Source organism: Halothiobacillus sp., from assembly GCF_028710545.1.
GTDB lineage: Bacteria > Pseudomonadota > Gammaproteobacteria > Halothiobacillales > Halothiobacillaceae > Halothiobacillus.
The window spans coordinates 1-20931 of record NZ_JAQTTX010000045.1 but is presented as its reverse complement, the minus strand read 5'-3'; the positions used below and the strand labels follow the sequence as shown (position 1 = coordinate 20931).

Sequence of the window (20931 nt, the reverse complement as noted above, 5' to 3'; positions counted from 1 at the left end):
TTCCAGTCCAACTTTGGCCTTGAATTCCGCCCCAAATACTTTTCGTTTCGTCCCACCCATCGCCCGCTTCCTATTTCGCTTCGGACAACAGCTTAATCTACTGTCTTAAATTCGGGGTCCACTATAGCCATCCGTGACCAAAGCACGCCAAGGTGAGTGCAGCACTGAAATCAATCGCTCAAGAAACTGAACGCGCGGATTTTTTCGACATGCCCTCAGGATGTTTTGCTCCAATCCCCCTGCCAGACAACCGGGCCGACCGGCTTGTTGCCAATCGGCTTGCCAGTGGGTTCTAAGCTGATGGCGAGTTTGGTTTGTGTAATCGTATTGCGCCAGAGTGCAGGGCGTACCGTGACGCTTTCTCCTTTTTTCATCGGCAAACGTCCGACAGCTACCGTTTGTCCTTGCGGGGTAATTAACCATAGAACGGCTTGTTTATTCATTGGTTGATCGGCATTTGTCAAGCAGGTGACTTGAAGTTGCTGCGTTGTCGTATCTGCCTTGGCTTCCCACATGGCTGGCTGGCCCTTTGCCATGGGCATCATGGCGATTGAATCAGCGTTCATGGCGGGTTGATGCGGTACAAAAACACCGACGAGCAGGCCGATACCGATCATGGTGACGATGGCGGCGGCCATGCGCCATTGCCGCACAGAGGGGCCAACATCTGCGGCTTTTTCGTCGAGCTTGCGTTCGATTCGAGTCCACACCCAGCCGGGTAACTGGCGCGCTTCGCACTGCGGCAACAAATGTTGCGCGATAATGAGTGACCACGTTGCGACCTCACGCTGACTGGCGGGGTTCGCCTTTATCTGCTGTTCGATGCGCCTGTCCGTTTCTTGATCCAGCAGGCCGAGTATGTATTCGATGTTCTCGGTGCCATCGTTTTTTGTGATGTCATTCATATCAGTTCACCAGCCCGAGGCAGGATTTTAAGGAAATTAACGCTCGGCGAATCCAGCTTTTGACGGTGCTGAGTGACGTGGTTAATTCGTCGGCAATTTCCTGGTAGGTGTGTCCAAACCAGAATGCTTTGTGAATCGCGTGGCGCGGTTCGGCTCGAAGCTCATTCAGACAACGCTCCAGCACATCACGATCCATCAATTGCCAGTCTTCCGGGCTGTGTTCACCGGCAACGCTTTGCTCGCGCGTCGGGTTATCTGCCAGCACCAGGTAATCTGCCCAGTCGTCGGTGGTCACTTCGCGATTGAACCGTCGCAGCAGGCTGATTGCCCGGTGGTGGGCAATTGCGGCCAGCCAGGTCATCGGTTGCGCGCGATCAGGGTCGAAGCGTTCCGCTTTTTGCCATACGGTGAGAAAAACATCCTGCACACATTCCTGTGCTCTGCCTTCTTCGCGCAAAATGCGAAGACACAAGCCGTACAGCGGCCCTGAGGTATGTTGGTAGAGTTTTTGAAAAGCACTTCGGTCGCCGTTTGCGGTTGCCAGAAGCCATTGGGCAAGCAATTCTTGATCATACCTGTCTTGGGATGCGGACCTATTTTGTTTGCTGTTCATGTTGATTGCTTCACTCTTTTTTCCATGGCTAGGAGCCTGTCGGACTTTAGGGAAATCGGCTGCAAATCCATCTGAACGGTGCATATTTCACCGCTTTTTGGGGCAATAGAAACCGCTATTACCCTGCAAAAGCGGCAAAATCTGCCCTCGCCCAGCTTGATTTTCGCTACGATTCCTAAAGTCCGACAGGCTCCTAGGCTCCATTCTGATGGCGTTTGTGTATTTACGCAGAGTATCGATTTTTGGATGCAGTAAAAAAAGTGCATCCAAAACGCGCGTTGTCACGTAGACAGATTGCGTGGTGTGAATCACGCGGATTTCGAACTTGTTTTTTCATGATTCGAAATGGAACACGGGATAACTTCTCGTTGTGTACTTAAATCGCATTTTCCGATTGTTTCTATTTGATTGTTTCCAGGAGATTTGCAATGAAAACCCGTACTTTGAAAGCTACTGTCGTCGCCTCAACTGCTCTGTCTGCCGCATTGGTTGCAGGCGTTGCCACCGCCAACCCTTTTAATGCACAGCAAGCTGGCCAACAAGGTGTTACCTTGATGAAGGTTTCCGACAGCTCTTGTGGTGCGAACATGAAGAAAAGTGATTCTTCTTGTGGGGCCAACATGAAGAAAAGCGATAGCTCATGCGGTGCAAACATGAAGAAATCTGATTCATCTTGCGGTGCGAACATGAAAAAGTAATCACCCGCTTTTTGTTGTGAAGATCAACCGCGCTGATATCAGAGTGATGAAAAGTTTTCGTTAGCCGAGGTACAGCAACTGCAGCTTCACGCACCGCCCGCGACAGGATCGCGGGCGGTGATCTAAAATCGATAAAAGCATTCTGCAAAGTGCTTTAAGCTTTTTGCTCAAATTCTCAAGTACTTTGCAGGTTGTATTTAGTGAAGCTCTGAATTAATCAGAGTTTTCTTAGCCCTTGGTGCCCAGCACGCAAGGTGAGGCAGAGGAGTAAATCCTGATGAACACACAATCGGATCGAGTGAGCGTGGGCATTGGTTTGCGCCGTGGTTCTTTGATGCGTGAGATCGAGGCAACGCAGCCTGAGCTGGATTTTCTGGAAGTCGCGCCCGAGAATTGGATGCGTCTTGGTGGAGCGGTAAAACGGCAATTTGAAGCATTGTTGTCGCGCTACCCGCTTTACTTGCACGGCTTGTCGCTCTCGGTGGGTGGCCCCGCGCCACTGGATCGTGATTTTGTCCACGCGCTCAAAAAGTTCATCAATCAATATCAGCCGGTTATCTATAGCGAACATCTTTCATTTTGCTCAGATAACGCGCATTTGTACGATTTGATGCCCATACCGTTCACGCGGGCGGCGGTGCGCCATGTGGTCGAGCGCATTCATGCGGTGCAGGATGTTCTGGGGCAGCGATTGACGCTGGAAAATGTGTCTTACTACACCGCGCCCGATGCCGAGATGAACGAGTTGGACTTTCTGACCGAGATTTTGCAGCAGGCCGATTGCGATTTGTTGCTCGATGTCAACAACGTGTACGTCAACAGCGTGAATCATCATTACGACCCGAAAGCCTTTCTGGATACGCTGCCCGTTGAACGCGTGCGTTACCTGCATGTGGCCGGGCACTTGCAACTTGCCTCCGATTTGATTGTGGATACGCATGGCGCTGCGGTTGCTGACCCGGTTTGGGATTTGCTGGCGCATACCTATGGCCGTTTTGGTGCCGTGCCGACATTGCTGGAGCGGGATTTTGATATTCCGCCGCTGGCTGATTTGATGCTTGAAATCAAAAAGATCCGTTCGGTGGCGGACGATGCGCTAGGGCTTGCCCCAAGAAATGATCGTGAACCTGTCATGGTCGCCAACGCATGACCACGGACTTTCTGGCGTTACAGGCGCAATTTGCCGATTTTATCCGCGATCCGGCGCACGCGCCCGTGCCCAAAGGCTGTGATCCGGAGCGGATGCAGCTATACCATCAACTGTTCTTCAATAACATCGATGGCATTTTGGAAAACACCTTCGAGCGTTCGCGCGCCCATATCGCTGATGATCAGTGGCAGGAGTTGGTGCGGACATTCTTCTCTACCGTGCCGCAGCACTCGCCTTATTTGGTGGATGTGCCCGCGCGCTTCCTCGAATTTCTGCAGGAGCAAACCACGGTCGCCTTGCCCGAGCCCGTATTGGAACTGGCCGCCTTTGAGGCGACCTTGCATGAATGCCGCATGGCGGAGGATATAACGCTACCCGAAGCAACCGAATCGCTGCCCGATGATGTCTTCGATGCTGCCTGGCAGCCGCACCCTCAGGGCGTGTTGTTTGAAAGCGTCTATCCGGTGAATCAGGCCGATTTTTCGCTTGATGCAGTGCCCGCCGAGCCGACGTTGCTCTGGATCCAGCGGGATGATGCCGGTGTGGTGCAAATTTATTATTTATCAGCAGCCAGCGCGCGTTGGCTCGTGCTGCTGGATGCTCATTCGGGTGCAACGCCCGGTGCATCATTGGCGCAACTGGCCCGAGAGCTCAATGTCGCGCCAGAGAACCTGACCGGGTTTGCGCGGGCACAATTGACCGACTGGATTGCCGATGGTGTTTTGATTCCGGCATCAGGCAGCAAGGAAAATGCATCTTCAGCCTGAGTTTTTGATTAACGCTTTCGTACGGCTCATGCTGGCAGGTATGGTCTTGCTCGTGTCGATTATTGTTCCGGCTACCAATGCAGCGCCCGCGCTTGCCAGGGAGGAAATCACTCGCCCTGATGTCGATTGGCCTGAATTTCCAGCCGGGTTGCAAAAAAAACTCGATCAAGCACGCACAGCACAAGCCCGGCAAAAAGGGCATGAACCGGAGCAAAAAGCGCCCGATTGGCACACCCGGTGGCTCAATGCCGCAGGCCTGCCGATGTTTACCAATCGCCTGATTTTAAGCGATTCCCCCTATCTGCTCGAACACGCCCACAATCCCGTGAACTGGTATGCCTATGGCCCGGAGGCGTTTGCAGCGGCCAAGGCGCAGAACAAACCGCTGTTCATGTCGATCGGCTATGCGAGTTGTCATTGGTGCCATGTGATGGCGCGCGAGAGTTTCGAATCGGCGGCGGTCGCGCGGGAATTGAATCGCAATTTCATAGCCGTGAAGGTCGATCGTCAGCAGCAACCGGGGCTGGACCAGCGATATCAAATCGCTGTGGCATTGGTGAATCAGGGGCAAACCGGCTGGCCGGCCAGCGTGTTCGCTCTGCCGGATGGCCGACCCTTCTACACCAGCCTGTATCAACCGGAACCCCTGTTTCTGGCGACGCTGAAAAACGTCGATCAGGCATGGCGCGACCGCCGCCCGGAAATTGACCAGGATGCTGTCAAGTTGACCGCGCTGATGCGGCGAGTGCTCGATCAGCAGGCGAAGGCAGCGGCATTGAACGACACCGTGCTGGAGCAGGCCGTGCAAGCCGTGACGGCGCAGTTCGATCCCTTTCAAGGCGGTTTTGGCGATGGCGCTAAATTCCCGCAGGCGACACGGCTCCTGTTTCTGCTGGACCAACTGGCCCATGCGCGGGGCGGGGGGCGATTATCAGCCGATCAGTCGCGTTCCTTGCAGGCTGAACTTGAATTGACATTGACGCACATGGCGCGCGGCGGCTTGTTCGATCAGATCGGTGGCGGATTTTTCCGGTATAGCACCACACCGGATTGGCAGGTGCCGCATTTCGAGAAGATGGCCTACGATCAGGCGATGCTGGCGCAAACCTATCTCAAGGCAGGGTTGGTTTTGAGTGATGCGCGTGACTGGCAAGTGGCCGAACGCACGCTCGATTTTGTGACCCGCGATATGAGCGCCGCCGATGGCGGATTCATTGCCGCCTTGAGCGCGGATAGTGCCGTCGGCCATCAAGCGGGCGCGGCAAAAGAAGAAGGTTATTTTTATACCTGGACGCCAGCGCAAGTGGCCAAGGTGTTGCCACCCGATGAGGCGCGTCTGGCTGAACGTTACTGGTCGATCACAGCAAGCGGCACCGTGGAAGGCCGCAGCGTGCCGCATCGAGGTAGTGCGGTGGCGGAGGCGGCTTTGGCGCGGACAGAAGGCATGGACGTGCCCGAATTGACGGCCAAAATGGTGGCAATCCGGACAAAATTACAGGCCGCGCGGCAATCGCTGCCTGCGCCGTCGCGTGATGAAAACCGCATCCTCGGTTGGAACGGCCTGCTGATTGAAGCACTCGCCGACGGCGGACGATTGCTCGGCGCGCCAAGATTCATTGATGCGGCACAAAAGGCGGCCGAATTTATTCAGCAAAACATGCGCTTGCCAGACGGTACGCTGGCGCACAGCTACAACCGGGGCGCGGCCAGCGGGCAGGCGGATCTGGCCGATCATGCGAATTTCGCTCTGGGGCTGGTGGCCTTGTATGACGCCACCGGCAAAAAGCACTGGCTGGCCGAAGCCAAGGCACAGGCTCGGGTTATCGAGCGCGATTTTTCTTCACCGAACGGCGGGTTTTACGATCACGCAGCCGGGCAGTCGAGAACGGATGCAGAGGGTGGCGTGCTGAATTTGCCGCTACGCCCGATTGACGATGGCGCAGAACCAGCGGGCAACGCTCAGGTTCTTGCACTCCTGTTGGCGTTGGCCGAACGCACGGGTGATCCGGCCTACAGGGAAACCGCCGATCAGGTTCTGGCGAGCTTTTCCGGGTTGATTGTCCGCGACCCGACGGCATTTACCGGCTTGCTGACGGGGTTGTCCGACGCTCGACAAGGTCCGGTTCGCGCCCTCGTTTTCACAGCCAACGGCAAAATACGCATCGAGTTGACCCGCTCCGCGCCGGATGCCGCCGACCTGCGGTTACAGTACACCTCGCCTTGGCACAGCAACGCCCACCTCGCCTCACCGGGCCTGATTCCCACCGCCATCTTGGTAGAACCCGCCGATCGTGTTCGGCGCATCCATTACCCGCCGGGGCGGGAAGTGAAACTGGCTTTCAGCTCGGCCCCGTTGAATCTCTATACGGGCACGGTTGTGGCTGCAATTAAGTTGAACCCCGTGGTATCCGGGCCGGTACGGATTTCGGTGCAGATACAGGCATGCAGTGACAGGATATGCCTTGCACCGGAGCATCTGTCCCTCTGGTTGCCGCCCATGGGCGCGGCGCAAGGATGACGACTGATTATTTCTGGCAGTAAGTGCCGAACAGTCGATCCCAGAACGAGGTGATGACGCCGTAATTGCAATCTTCATGGGCATAGTGGTGGATGGCATGAGCGCGCTTGAGTTTTCTGAACCACTTGCCGCGACGGTGCCAGTGATGTTCACCATGATGAACCCAGGTGTAGATGCTGTAACCGATCAGCAGGCCTGTGGCGAATCCGCCACCGATCTGCCAGCCGGCGAGGGCCACGGCGGGCGCGAAGATAATGCCCACGATCAGCAGCAGGCTCAATACGGTGGGCGTGCCCACGGCTTCGGTCGGATTCTGGTGGTGTTCGCCATGCCAGGACTTGAATGGCTGGGCGTGGTGCAGAACGAAACGGTGCAGCGAATATTCCAGAAACGTCCAGCTGACAAAGCCGAGTAGCGTGGCAACCAGTATGGCAATCGCCTGTGATCGCTCACCAAAATAGAAGATCAAGGCGACGGCGAGGAACGGTGCGATCAGGTAGGCCGCCAGATCAAGGTTGTAAGCCACTTTGCCCAATTTAAAACTCAAAAAACTCATGTTTTATCACATCCTGTCAATGTTGATGAGGTCGGGTCGTGAACTCACGGTCTGGCCATGCCGAGAATCGCAAGATTATACGCCATGAGAGTCACGGTTGTTCTGTAAGTTCGGTTACAAGGTCGACACGATAACATTACTAAATTTTATCATACATAAACAATACTTTTCTTTGTGCGTCTTGTTTTTTAGGGCACCTCGAAAAACCGTCATGAGCATGTTCGAGTGCAAGGAGCCGCGCAGTGAGCAACGAGACATATCAAGTAGATAGGCGAGGCGCGAACGAGCACGCGACGCTGCAATCGGACAGCGCAGTAGGTTTTTCGATGTGCCCTTTAGTTTTGCGTTTGCCGGTTTGCTTATCTTGTGGAGTCGAACCGCTTGCCCCATATTTGTCGTATATACAGGTCGGAGGGCTGACCATGAAATTCAGGCAAACCATGATCGTAGCGGGCATGATGGCGGTGCTTTTACCCATGTCATCGTGGGCGGAGGATGCCACGGTATACCAATGCAAGGATAAAAACGGCACAGTAATTTTTTCCGGTACTCCTTGCGGCAGTGATGCGAAGGAACGAGTGATTTCTGCGCCGAATGCAGGTACCGGGGCGGATACGAAGGGCATCAAGGAACTGGCGAATCAGTACGATCAACGCCAGGCACAAGAGCGGGAGGAAGCTGCAAAAATCGCGGCAGCCCGCGCGGCAGCGCGGGCAAAGGCGCAGGCCGATCAGCCCGTGCCTACGGATGAACCGGACATCATCGGGTATCCGCTGCCGGGCTATTATCCCGGTTACTACCCGAGAAGTGGCGTGAGCTGGTGGCTGAAGGGCCGCGGGGATGGTTGGTCGGCCGGTGTGGGCTCAAGACATGATCATTATCGACCGCCTCGTTCGTATCCAACTCCGCCACCGGTGCCTTATGTGTACAAAGACCCCGGTATCTCGGGGCAATTTCCGGGCGGTGCGCCGGGTTCAAGCGGTTCTAATTTTCAGCCGGTACGACCTTGATCCTTCGGGCTGAACGGCGCGATCAGTTCGGCCAGGCCGGATAATTCGGGCAACTGCGCCAGAGCCTTTTGCAGGTGCTTCCAGGTCAATGGCAAATCCTTGAGATAGCCATGCTTGCCGTCGCGGATGCTCAGGCGAGCGAAGATGCCCAGCACTTTCAGATGCCGTTGCACGGCAACCCACGCGAAGTCGCTGCGCATCTGTTCAAGCGACCACCTTGCGCGCAGATCCGGCGGGCATTGTTGCCAGAAAACCTCCTGTAGTTTACTGACGAGTTCTTCCGGCCAGTCGATGTAGCTATCCCGCAGCAGGGAGACAAGATCATAGGGCAGCGGACCACGCACGGCATCCTGAAAATCGATGGTTACGAGCCGGTCATCCTGCACCATTAAATTCCGACTGTGGTAATCCCGATGAACGAACCCTTGCGGCATGGTTTGCAGTCGATCACTGATCATGTTCCGTAGCCGTTGCCATTGGTCGGTCTGCCCGGCATTGAAGGCCGTGCCGTGGTAGTGCGTGATGTACCAGTCCACAAAGAGATCCATCTCGCGGTTCAGCATGGCCGTGTCGAAACGGGGGAGGTCGCTTGTTTCGCTTCCTGCAACCGGACCCAGGAGACGAACCGCCTCTTCCAGTCGCGCGTTGACGGCGTTAGTCGAATGACCGTGCCGCCATTGGAAGAACGTGCAATCCCCCAGGTCTTCGAGAACCAGGAAACCCTGTTCGGTATCGCGTTCGAAAATGCTTGGTACGGCGACGTCTGAATCGGTCAGGCGTTCCTGCACGTCGATAAATGGTCGGACGTCCTCGCCCGGTGGTGGCGCATCCATAATGATACGTGTCTCTCCGTTAGCGAGCCGCAAGCGCCAGTAGCGTCGAGCGCTGGCATCGCTGGATGCGAGAGCGGGCACCGGGGCGTCTGGAAAGTGAGAACGAACGAAATCAAGCAAGGCAGCGATGCGTTCATCGGCGGTATTGAGTTGTCTGGGCGGCATGATTCATCAGTGCTGGGAACGAGAAGGACAGCATAGCGGGGTTTGGTCTGGATGTGATCCGGTTTTACATGATTTTTATGTGCCAGCGATGAAGGGAATCGTGGGGCGTTTTGAGGGTGTCGCTTATCAAACCTTGTAAACGACTTGGTCAATTGGGAATTTTGGGTCTAAAATAACTAATACGCCTATAAAACCATTCGGGGGGTAACATGGCCATGTTCAGACAGTTATTCGATGAAGCGACCTCAACATACACCTATCTCATCGCGGACGAGCAGACCCGCTCCGCGCTGTTGATCGACCCGGTGCATGAACAGTACGAGCGTGATCGTGCCTTGCTGGACGAATTGGGGCTGAATCTGAAGTACGTTCTGGAAACGCATGTACATGCGGATCACATCACCGGTGGCGGGCGATTGCGCCATGAAACCGATGCCCAGTTCATCGCCGGCAAGGGCACTGGTCTCGATTGCGCCGATCGCCTGGTGGCCGATGGTGAGACCATCGAGATGGATTCGATTACCATTCACGCCATTGCGACACCGGGGCACACCGATGGCTGCACCAGTTACCGCTGGGGTGACCGCCTGTTCACCGGCGATACCATTCTGATCGATGCCTGTGGCCGCACGGATTTTCAACAAGGGTCGCCCGAGCGCCTGTATCAAAGTATTCAGAAGCTGCTCGCGTTTCCCGATGAAACCTTGATATATCCCGCACATGATTACAATGGCAAGCGGGTGAGTTCGGTCGGTCAGGAGAAAACCATCAATCCGTATATTGCCGGGCTCGACGAAGCGGCCTTCGTTGCGAAGATGAATGCCTTGAACCTGCCCAAACCGCGCAAGATCGACGTTGCGGTGCCCGCCAACAGCTTGTGTGGCGGTGCGGACGTGCCCCGTGCCTCCGGCGAGACGGAGGCCGCATGACCCCGGTACCCAATATTACCGTCATCGGCGCGGGCTTCGGTGCGGTCACCGCCATCAAGACGCTGCGCAAGACCAATCCCGTCGCACGCATCACCCTGATCGCCCCCGAACCGACAATGCAGTACTACCCCAGTCTTATCTGGGTTCCGGCCAAAATCCGAAGCCGTGACGACATCATGGTGGATTTGAAGCCGTTACTTGCCCGGCTGGATGTGAACTACCAACCGGGTCGCGTTGTGGGCGTTGAGGCTGAAGGCCGTCGTGTACTGGTTGAGCACGGTGGGGAAACGATCGGCGTGGACAATGACGGCCTGATCATCGCCAGCGGCGGTCGCTTCATCAAGAAATTGCCGGGTATCGAACACGCCATCACGGTGTGTGAAGGCATTGATGCGGCCGAGCGCATTCGCGACCGGCTTGCCTCGATGACCGGCGGTACCATCGCGGTCGGCTTTGGCGGTAACCCGAACGAACCCTCCGCCGTGCGCGGCGGGCCGATGTTCGAAATGCTGTTCGGTATTGATCGACTGTTGCGCAAACAGGGCCGACGCGATCAGTTCAAAATCGTGTTTTTCAATCCGTCCAATCGCCCCGGTAATCGCCTGGGCGAATCTGCTGTTGATAACCTCTTGGCGCGCATGAAAAAATTCGACATCGAAGCCCGCCTTGGTGCCAAGATGCAGCGTTTCGAGGCCGACAAGGTGGTGACCGAAGCAGGCGAATTTGCCGCCGACCTGATTCTGTTCATGCCCGGCATGACAGGCCCGGCCTGGCTGGAGCATGCGCCGTTCCCCAAATCGCCCGGTGGCATGATCCAAGCGGAAGCCACGACCAAGGTGGTGGGTTTCGAGAAGGTCTATGTGGTCGGCGATTCGGGTAGTTATCCCGCGCCGGACTGGGCGCCGAAACAGGCGCACATGGCCGATTTAATGGCGGTGGCCGCCGCCCATAACCTGTTGGCCGAACTAGCCGGACAGCCCGCGAGCGAGACATTCAAGTGGGAATTGATCTGCGTGATGGATATGCTCGATCGTGCCGTTCTGGTGTTCCGCAACGAAAAACGTCAGTTCATCACCCCGCCGTGCCGTTTATTGCATTACGCCAAGCGCCTGTTTGAATGGTGGTATTTGCGGTCAATCCGCTGATCCACTCTGAGGCGTTTTTTGATCGATATTGAATCAGGCCGCGGCAAACCGCGGCTTTTTGTTTGTCCGGGTTAAATTCGCAAGTTCTCAGCGTGTTCGGCGGGCAAACGGCGCAATGACGGATAGGAATGCCGCGCCATAGGTATCCCGCTTGTGTGCGCCTACGCCGGAAATCTCGGTGAATTCATCGAGATTTGTGGGGCGCTCGTGCAGCATTTGCAGCAAGGTGGTGTCGTGGAAGATGGTGTAAGGCGGCACGCCGCGTTCGGTCGCCAGTTGTTTGCGGCAGGCGCGTAAGGCTTCCCAGAGTTCGCTTTCCTCGTCGGAAACGAAATCGGGGCGGTCGCGCGTTTTGCGGCTGATTTTGACCGGTTTGGTTATTTGCCTGAGCCAGAGCGCTTCATCGCCGCGCAAGAGCGGGCGGCAGCGTTCGCAAAGCGCCAGCCCGCCAAACCCTTCCGTATCCACGCTTAAATACCCTTGAGCGATGAGCTGGCGAAATACACTGCGCCAGATGTCGATGGTGTGCGCGTGGCCGACGCCGAACACGCTGAGCTTATCGTGACCGAGTTGTGTGATGCGGTCGTCGGTCTTGCCGCGCAATACGTCGATCAGGTAATTCACGCCGAAGCGCTGCCCGGTGCGATGCACGGTGGAAAGCGCCTGACGGGCGGGCAGGGTTGCGTCCCACATTTGCGGCGGTGTCAGGCAGTTGTCGCAGTTGCCGCAGGGTTCGGTGCCCTGCTCGCCGAAGTATCCGAGCAGGGTCTGGCGGCGACAGGCGGTGGATTCGGATAACCCCAGCATGGCATCGAGTTTGTGTTGCTCGATCCGCTTGATGGCTTCGTCCGCGTTGGATTCACTCATCATCTGCCGCAGGGTGATCACATCTTGCAGTCCGTAACGCATCCATGCTTCGGCGGGCAGGCCGTCCCGCCCGGCGCGACCCGTTTCCTGATAATAGGCCTCGATGCTTTTGGGGAGATTGAGGTGGGCAACAAAGCGGACATCGGGCTTGTCGATGCCCATGCCGAAGGCGATGGTCGCGACCACAATGACACCGTCTTCATCGAGGAATCGTCGCAACGTCTGTTCGCGTCGGTTGGCGGGCAGACCGGCGTGGTATGGCAGTGCGGTGAGCCCCTGATCGCTCAGCCAGTCAGCGATTTCTTCAACCCGCTTGCGCGACAGGCAATACACGATGCCTGCCTCGTTGGCATGGTTGTCGCGGATAAATCGCAACAGGGCGTCGCGGGCGCTGCCACCGTGATTCTGCGCAATGTGATAGCGGATATTTGGCCGGTCAAAGCTGCTGATAAATACCCGTGCCTCATTCAGACCCAGGCGATGGATGATCTCCTGTTGCGTGGTTTTGTCTGCGGTGGCCGTGAGTGCGATACGGGGTACGCCGGGAAAATATTCGCCCAATTCACCCAGACGGATGTATTCAGGGCGAAAATCGTGCCCCCATTGCGAGACGCAGTGCGCTTCGTCGATGGCGATCAGGTTGATGGGCACCTCGCGCAACAGCGATAAGGTGTCGGCATTGAGCAGGCGTTCCGGCGCGACATAAAGTAAATCAAGCGTGCCTGAGCGCAATTGTTTTCGCACTGCTTGCGCTTCTTCGCCTGTTTGCGTGGAGTTGAGAAACGCAGCCGCAACGCCCGCCTGACGCAGTGCCGCCACCTGATCCTGCATCAGCGCAATCAGCGGCGATACGACGATGGCCGTGCCGGACAGCGCGAGCGCAGGTACCTGATAGCACACCGATTTGCCGCCACCTGTGGGCATTAACACGAGCGCGTCACGACCGCTCATCACGGTATCAATCACCTCGGCCTGCGGCCCCCGAAAAGCGGGGTAGCCGAAAACCGTGTTAAGAATGTGCAGGGGTGAAGCGTTGGCGTTGGGATTCATCTGGTCATTAAAACATAACCCCGTGTCTGATCGGTTGTGTTACGCAGCGTTACGCAGTGATGCGAGCGGTGTACCATTTCGGTCCGAATGCGGGTTGTTCAAAAAATAGGATGCCTCGAAAAACCGTTCGGGGTGCCCGAGAAAGAGAGAAATTTATGGCATGGCTTTCGTATCTGCAATTGGTGATCTTTCGCGTCGGGCCGGAGGATATGCCTGCTGGTTGGCAGGCGACCACTTGGGCGTTTATTTGGTTTTTATTGACCGGTTCGATGATGGTGTTTGCCGATCGGGCAGCGGGCGAATCCCTGCAAGCAGCGCTTGGCCAGGGCTTTTTCGACAATGTGCTTAATGCCATTCTTGTGGCCGGATACGCCTGGGGTTGGCTCGTCATGCGCAAACATCCCGAGCGTCTGGCACAGTTGCTGACCGCTTTGTATGCTGCCTTGGGTTTGTTGAGCCTGGTGTTGGCCGCGCTGTGGTGGTTGATGCCGATCACACCCGGCAAAGCAGCCACAAACGGCTGGTGGATTATTGCGTTGTTTGTTTGGGATGTGCTGGTGGTCGGGCAAATTTTTCGCCGTGCGCTGGATTTGAGTGCTGCGCTCGGTGCATTGATCTCATTGGGTTATTTTATTTTGGCCGGTGTCGGTGTGGTTTGGGCGCATACGTTGGTGTTTGGTTGAAGATAATGGATTGATGGGTTCAAAACGTTTAATTAAATCAGGGAATTTCGGTTGAAAAAGATACACATTCTGGGCATTGCGGGCACGTTCATGGGGTCGCTGGCGCAACTGGCAAAAGCGATGGGCTTTGAGGTTTCCGGTCGTGATCATGCCATTTACCCGCCGATGAGCGATCAGTTGGCCAAGGCGGGTATTCCCGTGCAGACGGACATGAATGCCCCGTTGCCGCAGGATGCCGAGATTATCGTCGGCAATGTGATGCGGCGGGATATGCCGGTCATCGACGAGCTGCTTTCCGGCTTTTTCCGTTACCGTTCCGGCCCGCAGTGGCTCGGAGAAGAAGTGCTTTGCAACAAGTTCGTTCTGGGCGTTGCCGGTACGCACGGCAAAACGACCACGAGTTCCATGCTGGCCTGGATTCTGGAGCAGGCGGGCATGGCACCGGGCTTTCTGATCGGCGGCGTGCCCGGCAATTTCGGGGTGAGTGCGCGGCTTGGCGAGACGCCGTTTTTCGTGATCGAGGCCGACGAATACGATACGGCGTTTTTCGATAAGCGCTCCAAATTCCTGCACTATCGCCCGCGCGGCGTGATTCTGAATAATCTCGAGTTCGACCATGCGGACATCTTCCCCGATCTGGCGGCCATCGAGCGACAGTTTGCGCATTTATTGCGACTGGTCCCCAACAAGGGGTTGGTGGTGATGGCCGATGCGACGCCCTCGCTGGAACGGGTCGTCGAACAGGGATGCTGGTCACCCATCGAGCGGTTCGGTGCGCGTGACTCGGCACGCCCCTGGCGCTTGGTGGGTGAGGCAATCTGGTTGGATGGTCAGCATATCGGCGACATGCCCGCCAATATCATCGGGCGCCACAACAGGCTCAATGCCCTGGCAGCGCTGGCGCTGGCCCGATTCGCCGGTGTGCCGCCCGAGCAGGGGTTGAACGCGCTGGCGGGTTTTGTCGGTGTGGCGCGGCGCTTGCAAAATCGAGGAACGGTGGCGGGCGTGACCGTGTTTGATGATTTTGCCCATCATCCGACTGCGATCACAGAAACGATTGCCGCACTGCGGGAGCAGATCTCGGCCGCCTCTCATCCCGGGCGACTGATTGCCGTCGTCGACCCCCGTTCCAACACCATGCGCGCCGGGGTGCATCAACATCAGTTGGCCGAGGCGCTGGCCGGTGCCGATCTGGTTGTGTTCCACAGCCCTGATAATCTGGGTTGGTCGCCGCAAGCTGCGTTGGCTTCGTTGGGCACCCGAATCCGTTTCTCGCCGACTGTGGATGCGGTGCTGGCCGATGTGCTGGCGCTGGCGCAGCCTGATGACAAGGTATTGGTGATGAGTAACGGCAGTTTCGATGGTATCCACCAGCGACTGCTGGATGCGCTGGCGACGCGAACCGCATCCATGGACTAAAGTCAGTCCATTGTTTCCTGAAGGTGATGGTTGTATGAAGGACGTCACGGTATTGCCTCTGTTCCCCCTGCACACGGTGCTTTTTCCGGGCGGATATCTGCCGTTGCGCATTTTTGAAACGCGCTATATCGATATGGTGCGCACCTGTCTGCGAGAGGGCAGTCCGTTTGGTGTCGTGCTGCTCAAGCAGGGGTGCGAAGTTCGCCAGGACGATGATGACTGCACCGAATTCTATGAATTGGGTGCCAGTGCGCAGATCGTCGATACGGATATCGGGTCCGACGGCGTGTTGCATATCGAGGCTCTGGGGCGGGGGCGTTTTCGTGTGCTGCACTCCTGGTCTGAGCGCGACGGCCTGTTCCGGGGCGAGGTCGAGTGGTTGCCGGAGGCCACTGTGGTGGCCCGGTCGGATGCTGATGAGCGTCTGCGAAATTTCCTGGCGCGCATCATGGACAGCTCAGATCTACGGTACCCGAATGCCCCTTTCGATGACCCGGTCTGGGTCGTGTATCGCCTGCTTGAACGCTTGCCCGTCAAGTTGGAAGACCGGCAACGCGTACTCGGCGCAGAGCGACTCGACCTGACGGTGCGCCATCTTTCTGCCATGATTGCCGCTTTCGAATAACAATCCGGTAAGCTGAAAGCCGTCTTTCGTGTTTCTACGCCCGAAGATACGAGGCTCAGCCGTGATCGTGGCGGCTGTTTGCGCGTCGCGCTGGAGCGCCTCTGAAAGGCAATCCCGAATCTTTTCGTGCCTTTGTATCCCTATCCTTATGAGTTCAACCCTTGGAGTAACCACCAATGACTATTCACGAAGCCACATTCGCCAATATCGATAACCTGATCAAGGAAAACGATATCCTGATCATCGATTTCTGGGCGCCCTGGTGTGGCCCTTGCCGTTCGTTCGCGCCGATATTCGAGGCAGCGGCGGAGGCAAACCCCAGCGTGGCTTTCGCCAAAGCAAACACCGAAGCCGAACAACAATTGGGTGCGTACTTCCAGATTCGATCCATCCCGACCCTGATGATCTTCCGTGAGCAGATTCTGCTGTTCAATCAGGCTGGGGCTTTGCCTGCATCGGCTCTGGATGAATTGATCGGCAAGGTCAAGGAACTCGATATGGATGTGGTCCGTCAGGAAATCGAAAAAGCCGAGTCCGAGAGCCAACAGCAGCAGTAATGCCTGTCTGATCATTTTCGAGGCGAAGTTATGTTCAGTGTCATTGCCCAGATGGCGTTCACCATCGGGCTGGGTGTGTTGTGGCGCTATTATCCCGTCGGCGGCCTAACGGCAGATCGCGCCCGAATTGCGCTGACAACGTCGGTTTATTACTTTTTTCTGCCTGCGCTCGTGCTGGATGTGCTTTGGCGCGCGCCGCTCGGTGTCGATACATTCAAAATAATGTTGGCGGCCGCGACCGGGGTGTTGGTCTCCATGGCGGCGATGTTTTTAGCGGCCCGATTCATGACGCTGACTCGAGGGCAGCTGGGTGCGCTGGTGTTGGCAGCCAGTTTCCCGAATGCCACCTATATGGGCCTGCCTTTGTTAAGCAGCCTGTATGGCGATGCGGGTAAAGCAATTGCCATTCAATATGATTTGTTTGCTTGCACGCCGTTGTTGCTCTCGGTTGGGTTATTGCTCGCCGCTCGGCTTGGGCAGCATGATGAAGTGGTTCACCCGATCAAATCGTTGCTGTTGGTGCCCCCGCTCTGGGCGGCCATCTTTGGTGCTGTTTTTAACTTGATTGGTTTGCCGCAGCCCGATTGGGCACAAGGATTTTTAGGTCGAATGGGCGGAGCGGTTGTGCCGATCATGCTGCTGGCATTAGGGATGAGCTTGCGGCTTTCAACCTTAACGCCCCGGCATTTGTGGCGGGTCAGCCCGGCGCTCTTGATTCAAATCATCTTGATGCCATTGATTGTGCTGGCGGTCGTCACTGCGCTTCATCTAACCGGCGATTTACGCGTCGCGGTCGTGCTGGAAGCCGCTACGCCCGTCATGATTCTTGGGCTGGTACTGTGCGATCGTTTTGGTTTGGATACCGAAATGTACGCCACAACCGCCACTGCCTCCATCTTGCTGGTGTTGGTCACGCTGCCGTTATGGCACTATTTATTGGTGTAAAACCGTCGTGTCGTTCCGATCGGGCGTATCGGTACGGCCTGTTGAGGAGTTTTGTTCATGCAGATTGAAAAAAATGTCGTTGCCCGTCTGAATTATGTGCTGAAGGACGACGACGGCGCGATCATTGATGCGACCCAAACGCGCGTTTTCGAATACATCCATGGTTTCGGGAACCTCATTCCCGCGCTAGAAAACCAGCTGTCTGGCAAAAAGGAGGGTGACCGTTGCCAGATCAGCATCGAGCCGGAAGATGCCTATGGCTTGCACGATGAAACCGCGGTCATCAAGGTGCCGCGTTCACGTTTCGACCCGGCCGTCGAGCTGGTCGAAGGCAATATGGTCGAAACGCTGGGACCAGAAGGACGGATTGAAATGCTGATCCTGTCGGTGGACGGCGATGAAGTGACCGTCGATCTCAATCACCCTCTGGCCGGTTTGCGGCTGCATTTCGATGTCGAGGTCGGTGCGTTGCGGATGGGCCATCCCGATGAAATCAAGCACGGGCGCGTTCACCCCGGCGGGCATCACCTGATGGTGGGCGATTCAACCTACATGGGCGACTGGGAAGGTGGACAGGAAGTGGATTCGACAAAAGAGCAGGGCGAAACCCGTGGTTGAGGCCGTGGCTAATCTGCCGACAGTTCATTACCGGCTGGATTTTTCCCGTGCTCATATGCGCTACATCGGCGTATGCCTGAGCTTGCCTTCGGGTACCGCTGCTTCCGGCGAGGCAGCTTGGCAGCTGAGCTTGCCTGCCTGGATTCCCGGTAGTTATCTGATCCGGGATTTTGCCAAGAACCTGGTCGGCATGACGGCGCGTACCGTCACGGGCCAGCCGGTCGCCATCACGCCGCTCGATCAGCAGACCTGGCAGTTGCCGACGTGCGATCAGGCGATCGAGGTGCGTTTTGAGGTGTACTGCGCCGATTTTTCCGTTCGTACCGCCCATGTCGATCCGGATCATGCGTTTTTTAACGGTAGCAGTATTTTCTTGCGGGTACACGGGCTCGAACACCAGCCCCATGCCGTTCGATTTGAAGGCGCACCGGCGCACTGGCGCGTTGCCACGACCTTGCCGGAGGTGGCGGTCGATGATCGCGGCTTCGGTGATTACCGTGCAGATGATTACGAGGCGTTGATCGATTTCCCCGTGGAAATGGGTGTGTTCGAAGTAGTGCGCTGGGTCAGTGCGGGCGTGCCGCATCGCATGGTGTTCAGTCATCCGCACCCTAAAACCGATTTTGCTCGCATTGCTCAGGATGTGTCCCGTATTTGCAGCACCGAAATCGATTTTTTCGGCGAAGCGCCGTTTTCTCGATATTTGTTTCTGGTCGCGCTGGATCGTCAGGGTTTTGGTGGTTTGGAGCACCGTGATTCCACGGCGCTGATCTTCCCGCGCGATGATTTGCCTTTGGTTGGTGAAACGGAGGTCACCTCGGCCTATCAGCGGTTTTTAAGCCTGTGCGCCCATGAGTATTTTCATTCCTGGAACGTCAAACGCATCCGCCCGGATGCCTTTACGCAACTGCCTTTGGCGCATCCGGCGCATACCCGCTTGCTGTGGTTGTTCGAAGGATTCACCAGCTATTTCGATGACTGGATGGTGCGCCGTGCCGGTTTGATTATGGAATCAGCTTATCTCGAGGCCTTGGCGCAAACCATCAACCGTGCGGTGCGCGGCAAGGGCTGGTCGCGGCAAACGCTGGAAGAATCAAGTTTCTACGCCTGGACACGGTTTTATCAGCAAGATGAAAACGCCGTGAACGCCATCGTCAGCTATTACACCCGTGGCGCACTGGTCGCGTTGATGCTTGATTTGCAACTTCGCTTGCATGGCGGCAGCCTGGCTGCGGTCATGCGCGAGATCTGGCGCGAATTCGGCGCAAAACCGCTGCCAGAGGGCGAGGCCGTCGAGCGATTCATCGAGCGTATCGGTGCGTTGTCTCTCGGCGATTTCTTCGAGCAGGCGCTGCGCGGTACTGAACCGCTCGATTTTGCCCCCTTGCTCGCCCGGTTCGGCGTGAATGCCGAGCCCGTGGCTGAACCGGCTCTGTCATCGGTTGATGCAGGTGCGATCATAGGCGGCGATGATCCGCGCGTCGCCAAGGTTCAAGTGGTATTCGAAGATCGGCCTGCGGCTCAGGCTGGATTGGTTTCTGGTGATGAAATTATCGCGGTGGATGGCCTGGCCACGAGTGGCGCCGACTGGGGGAATCGAATTCGTCGCTACCGGGCGGGCGATTCGGTGCAATTGACGGGCTTCCGGCAGGGGCGTTTGCATCAATGGACGCTGGTGCTGTCTGAACCCGTGCTTAATCAATGGCGCTTGCAACTAGCTTCCGAGGTGACGGCGGTTGAACCCGAGGCGTTGTCACGTCGGCGTGACTGGCTTGCCGCCTTGCCCTCGGCGAGTTCGTGATGGTGCCGTTCGATTTTCATGCACTTCGGCTGCGACTGGATGAACGTGCGTTTGTTGAACAGGCGGCAGCGGTCGTTCTGCCTTCCGTGGATTCAACCAGTGATTATTTGCGCGCGCAATGGCCCGAACAGGCGGCGGCAGGCGCATCGTGGTCGATTTGCGTGGCTCAAACGCAAACCGCTGGCCGGGGCCGTCATGGTCACCACTGGCGTAGCGAGCTGGGGTCGGGTTTATGGTTCTCCTGTGCGGTTCCCGTGGTGCCGTGCAAGGCCGAGGTTACTCCCCCGCTGAGCTTGGTTGTCGCATCAGAATTGATTCGTGTGCTGAATGCGGTGGGTTTCGATATCAGGCTCAAATGGCCGAACGATCTGTGGTGTCGCGATCGGAAGGTCGGCGGCTTGCTGGTCGAGCAGATGGGTGTGGGTACGGCGCGCTATTGGTTGATCGGTGTGGGCATCAATTGGTTGGCGCCAACGCATCTGCCCCAGGATAAAACCGGCGTGGTGCCTTCAGTGACGGGTTTGTTCGAAGATGGCGAGCTGTTGTCGATTGATCGTGAGGCATTGGCCGAGCAATTGATCATGGTTGCGATACACGCCGCCCGGCACCCGGAAACTTGGCCGGAATCCATGCGAAGAGCCAATCAGTGGAATGCACTTTCGAGCCGTCGTGTGCAATTGTGGCAAGCGGGTGAGGCCGGAGAAACAGGGCTTGCGGGTGATATCAAACTCAATGGCGAGCTCAGTTTCGTATCCGATGCCGGGGAATCCCGGTCGATCGGTGGATCGACCAGTGTGCGATTAGTACAAGATAAGGGCTGCTGAGTGAAGTGCTATATCGACGCGGGCAACACGCGAATCAAGTGGCAGGTCGGCCCGAAAGGCAAGCCGAAGGCACTGTCCTGGGCTGAAAAATCGCAATGGCCGGAGCAACTGACGGCGTCTGTGGGTAAGGGCCCTATTTCAAAGTTCGTTATTGCATCAGTCGCCTCGGAATCGCTGCGGCAATGGCTGGCAGAAACACTGGTCGCGAATTACGCCGATGTGCCCGTGCAATGGCTCAAAAGTCGTGCCCGAT

The 20931-nt window shown here is 56.7% G+C and carries 21 protein-coding genes; 16 read left to right on the top strand and 5 right to left on the bottom strand.

Going from position 1 to position 20931, the window contains the following annotated elements; all coding sequences use genetic code 11:
* Positions 1-215 precede the first annotated feature (215 nt).
* Complete coding sequence (locus tag PHD44_RS09715; RefSeq protein WP_300190981.1) at positions 216-905, bottom strand: anti-sigma factor; 690 nt, start codon at positions 903-905, stop codon at positions 216-218.
* A 1-nt stretch (position 906) separates the two neighbouring features.
* Positions 907-1518, bottom strand: coding sequence for a sigma-70 family RNA polymerase sigma factor (locus PHD44_RS09710; protein WP_300190978.1), 612 nt, complete (start codon positions 1516-1518; stop codon positions 907-909).
* Positions 1519-1946: 428 nt separating this feature from the next.
* On the opposite strand from PHD44_RS09710, the gene PHD44_RS09705 reads away from it, so the two are divergent.
* The 4 genes from PHD44_RS09705 (at position 1947) to PHD44_RS09690 (ending at position 6651) form a co-directional block, all read left to right on the top strand.
* The gene (locus PHD44_RS09705; protein WP_300190975.1) at positions 1947-2216 is read left to right on the top strand and encodes a hypothetical protein; all 270 of its coding nucleotides are present in this window, start codon (positions 1947-1949) and stop codon (positions 2214-2216) included.
* A 277-nt stretch (positions 2217-2493) separates the two neighbouring features.
* Complete coding sequence (locus PHD44_RS09700; RefSeq protein ID WP_300190972.1) at positions 2494-3366, top strand: DUF692 domain-containing protein; 873 nt, start codon at positions 2494-2496, stop codon at positions 3364-3366.
* Entirely contained in the window at positions 3363-4133 is a 771-nt protein-coding gene (locus PHD44_RS09695; protein ID WP_300190970.1) for a putative DNA-binding domain-containing protein, read from the top strand. The genes PHD44_RS09700 and PHD44_RS09695 overlap by 4 nt, the downstream gene beginning before the upstream one ends.
* The gene (locus PHD44_RS09690; protein ID WP_300190968.1) at positions 4117-6651 is read left to right on the top strand and encodes a thioredoxin domain-containing protein; all 2535 of its coding nucleotides are present in this window, start codon (positions 4117-4119) and stop codon (positions 6649-6651) included. The genes PHD44_RS09695 and PHD44_RS09690 overlap by 17 nt, the downstream gene beginning before the upstream one ends.
* 7 nt (positions 6652-6658) lie before the next feature.
* Here the strand turns inward: PHD44_RS09690 and PHD44_RS09685 are convergent, their stop codons facing one another.
* Entirely contained in the window at positions 6659-7207 is a 549-nt protein-coding gene (locus tag PHD44_RS09685) for a sterol desaturase family protein (RefSeq protein WP_300190965.1), read from the bottom strand.
* Between the two features lie 422 nt (positions 7208-7629).
* Here PHD44_RS09685 and PHD44_RS09680 point away from each other — a divergent pair, with 422 nt between their 5' ends.
* Positions 7630-8217 (top strand): DUF4124 domain-containing protein, encoded by a 588-nt coding sequence (locus PHD44_RS09680; RefSeq protein ID WP_300190962.1) that lies wholly within the window; start codon positions 7630-7632, stop codon positions 8215-8217.
* On the opposite strand, the gene PHD44_RS09675 is transcribed toward PHD44_RS09680, so the two are convergent.
* Positions 8199-9215: a phosphotransferase gene (locus PHD44_RS09675; RefSeq protein WP_300190959.1), complete on the bottom strand. Its 1017-nt coding sequence runs from the start codon at positions 9213-9215 to the stop codon at positions 8199-8201. The two genes, PHD44_RS09680 and PHD44_RS09675, sit on opposite strands and share 19 nt — an antisense overlap.
* Before the next feature lie 209 nt (positions 9216-9424).
* On the opposite strand from PHD44_RS09675, the gene PHD44_RS09670 reads away from it, so the two are divergent.
* Positions 9425-10144: an MBL fold metallo-hydrolase gene (locus tag PHD44_RS09670; protein WP_300190957.1), complete on the top strand. Its 720-nt coding sequence runs from the start codon at positions 9425-9427 to the stop codon at positions 10142-10144.
* A complete protein-coding gene (locus tag PHD44_RS09665; RefSeq protein ID WP_300190954.1) occupies positions 10141-11289 on the top strand; it encodes an FAD-dependent oxidoreductase in 1149 nt (382 codons plus the stop codon). The genes PHD44_RS09670 and PHD44_RS09665 overlap by 4 nt, the downstream gene beginning before the upstream one ends.
* A gap of 87 nt (positions 11290-11376) precedes the next feature.
* On the opposite strand, the gene recQ is transcribed toward PHD44_RS09665, so the two are convergent.
* Complete coding sequence (gene recQ / locus PHD44_RS09660) at positions 11377-13206, bottom strand: DNA helicase RecQ (RefSeq protein ID WP_300190952.1); 1830 nt, start codon at positions 13204-13206, stop codon at positions 11377-11379.
* A 155-nt stretch (positions 13207-13361) separates the two neighbouring features.
* On the opposite strand from recQ, the gene PHD44_RS09655 reads away from it, so the two are divergent.
* From PHD44_RS09655 to PHD44_RS09615, 9 genes are all read left to right on the top strand, one after another.
* Entirely contained in the window at positions 13362-13889 is a 528-nt protein-coding gene (locus PHD44_RS09655) for a hypothetical protein (protein ID WP_300190950.1), read from the top strand.
* A 51-nt stretch (positions 13890-13940) separates the two neighbouring features.
* Positions 13941-15308 (top strand): UDP-N-acetylmuramate:L-alanyl-gamma-D-glutamyl-meso-diaminopimelate ligase, encoded by a 1368-nt coding sequence (mpl, locus tag PHD44_RS09650; protein WP_300190947.1) that lies wholly within the window; start codon positions 13941-13943, stop codon positions 15306-15308.
* Between the two features lie 34 nt (positions 15309-15342).
* Positions 15343-15933, top strand: coding sequence for an LON peptidase substrate-binding domain-containing protein (locus PHD44_RS09645; protein WP_300190944.1), 591 nt, complete (start codon positions 15343-15345; stop codon positions 15931-15933).
* A 176-nt stretch (positions 15934-16109) separates the two neighbouring features.
* Positions 16110-16490 carry a thioredoxin domain-containing protein gene (locus PHD44_RS09640; RefSeq protein ID WP_300190941.1) on the top strand — a complete coding sequence of 127 codons (381 nt, stop codon included), beginning with the start codon at positions 16110-16112 and terminating at the stop codon, positions 16488-16490.
* A gap of 30 nt (positions 16491-16520) precedes the next feature.
* Positions 16521-17435 (top strand): AEC family transporter, encoded by a 915-nt coding sequence (locus PHD44_RS09635; RefSeq protein WP_300190939.1) that lies wholly within the window; start codon positions 16521-16523, stop codon positions 17433-17435.
* A 57-nt stretch (positions 17436-17492) separates the two neighbouring features.
* Positions 17493-18053, top strand: coding sequence for a peptidylprolyl isomerase (locus tag PHD44_RS09630; RefSeq protein WP_300190936.1), 561 nt, complete (start codon positions 17493-17495; stop codon positions 18051-18053).
* 4 nt (positions 18054-18057) lie between these two features.
* A complete protein-coding gene (locus PHD44_RS09625; RefSeq protein WP_300190934.1) occupies positions 18058-19854 on the top strand; it encodes a M61 family metallopeptidase in 1797 nt (598 codons plus the stop codon).
* On the top strand, positions 19854-20678 hold the full coding sequence (locus PHD44_RS09620; protein WP_300190932.1) for a biotin--[acetyl-CoA-carboxylase] ligase: 825 nt from the start codon (positions 19854-19856) through the stop codon (positions 20676-20678). The genes PHD44_RS09625 and PHD44_RS09620 overlap by 1 nt, the downstream gene beginning before the upstream one ends.
* Positions 20679-20931, top strand: a 253-nt coding sequence (locus PHD44_RS09615) for a hypothetical protein (RefSeq protein ID WP_300190928.1), incomplete at its 3' end; no start/stop codon positions are given.

What these genes read in the sequence shown, in the direction of transcription:
- PHD44_RS09715 (WP_300190981.1), bottom strand. Translation starts at nt 905, where the DNA reads ATGAATGACATCACAAAAAACGATGGCACCGAGAACATCGAATACATA.
- PHD44_RS09710 (WP_300190978.1), bottom strand. Translation starts at nt 1,518, where the DNA reads ATGAACAGCAAACAAAATAGGTCCGCATCCCAAGACAGGTATGATCAA.
- PHD44_RS09705 (WP_300190975.1), top strand. Translation starts at nt 1,947, where the DNA reads ATGAAAACCCGTACTTTGAAAGCTACTGTCGTCGCCTCAACTGCTCTG.
- PHD44_RS09700 (WP_300190972.1), top strand. Translation starts at nt 2,494, where the DNA reads ATGAACACACAATCGGATCGAGTGAGCGTGGGCATTGGTTTGCGCCGT.
- PHD44_RS09695 (WP_300190970.1), top strand. Translation starts at nt 3,363, where the DNA reads ATGACCACGGACTTTCTGGCGTTACAGGCGCAATTTGCCGATTTTATC.
- PHD44_RS09690 (WP_300190968.1), top strand. Translation starts at nt 4,117, where the DNA reads ATGCATCTTCAGCCTGAGTTTTTGATTAACGCTTTCGTACGGCTCATG.
- PHD44_RS09685 (WP_300190965.1), bottom strand. Translation starts at nt 7,207, where the DNA reads ATGAGTTTTTTGAGTTTTAAATTGGGCAAAGTGGCTTACAACCTTGAT.
- PHD44_RS09680 (WP_300190962.1), top strand. Translation starts at nt 7,630, where the DNA reads ATGAAATTCAGGCAAACCATGATCGTAGCGGGCATGATGGCGGTGCTT.
- PHD44_RS09675 (WP_300190959.1), bottom strand. Translation starts at nt 9,215, where the DNA reads ATGCCGCCCAGACAACTCAATACCGCCGATGAACGCATCGCTGCCTTG.
- PHD44_RS09670 (WP_300190957.1), top strand. Translation starts at nt 9,425, where the DNA reads ATGGCCATGTTCAGACAGTTATTCGATGAAGCGACCTCAACATACACC.
- PHD44_RS09665 (WP_300190954.1), top strand. Translation starts at nt 10,141, where the DNA reads ATGACCCCGGTACCCAATATTACCGTCATCGGCGCGGGCTTCGGTGCG.
- recQ (WP_300190952.1), bottom strand. Translation starts at nt 13,206, where the DNA reads ATGAATCCCAACGCCAACGCTTCACCCCTGCACATTCTTAACACGGTT.
- PHD44_RS09655 (WP_300190950.1), top strand. Translation starts at nt 13,362, where the DNA reads ATGGCATGGCTTTCGTATCTGCAATTGGTGATCTTTCGCGTCGGGCCG.
- PHD44_RS09645 (WP_300190944.1), top strand. Translation starts at nt 15,343, where the DNA reads ATGAAGGACGTCACGGTATTGCCTCTGTTCCCCCTGCACACGGTGCTT.
- PHD44_RS09640 (WP_300190941.1), top strand. Translation starts at nt 16,110, where the DNA reads ATGACTATTCACGAAGCCACATTCGCCAATATCGATAACCTGATCAAG.
- PHD44_RS09635 (WP_300190939.1), top strand. Translation starts at nt 16,521, where the DNA reads ATGTTCAGTGTCATTGCCCAGATGGCGTTCACCATCGGGCTGGGTGTG.
- PHD44_RS09630 (WP_300190936.1), top strand. Translation starts at nt 17,493, where the DNA reads ATGCAGATTGAAAAAAATGTCGTTGCCCGTCTGAATTATGTGCTGAAG.
- PHD44_RS09620 (WP_300190932.1), top strand. Translation starts at nt 19,854, where the DNA reads ATGGTGCCGTTCGATTTTCATGCACTTCGGCTGCGACTGGATGAACGT.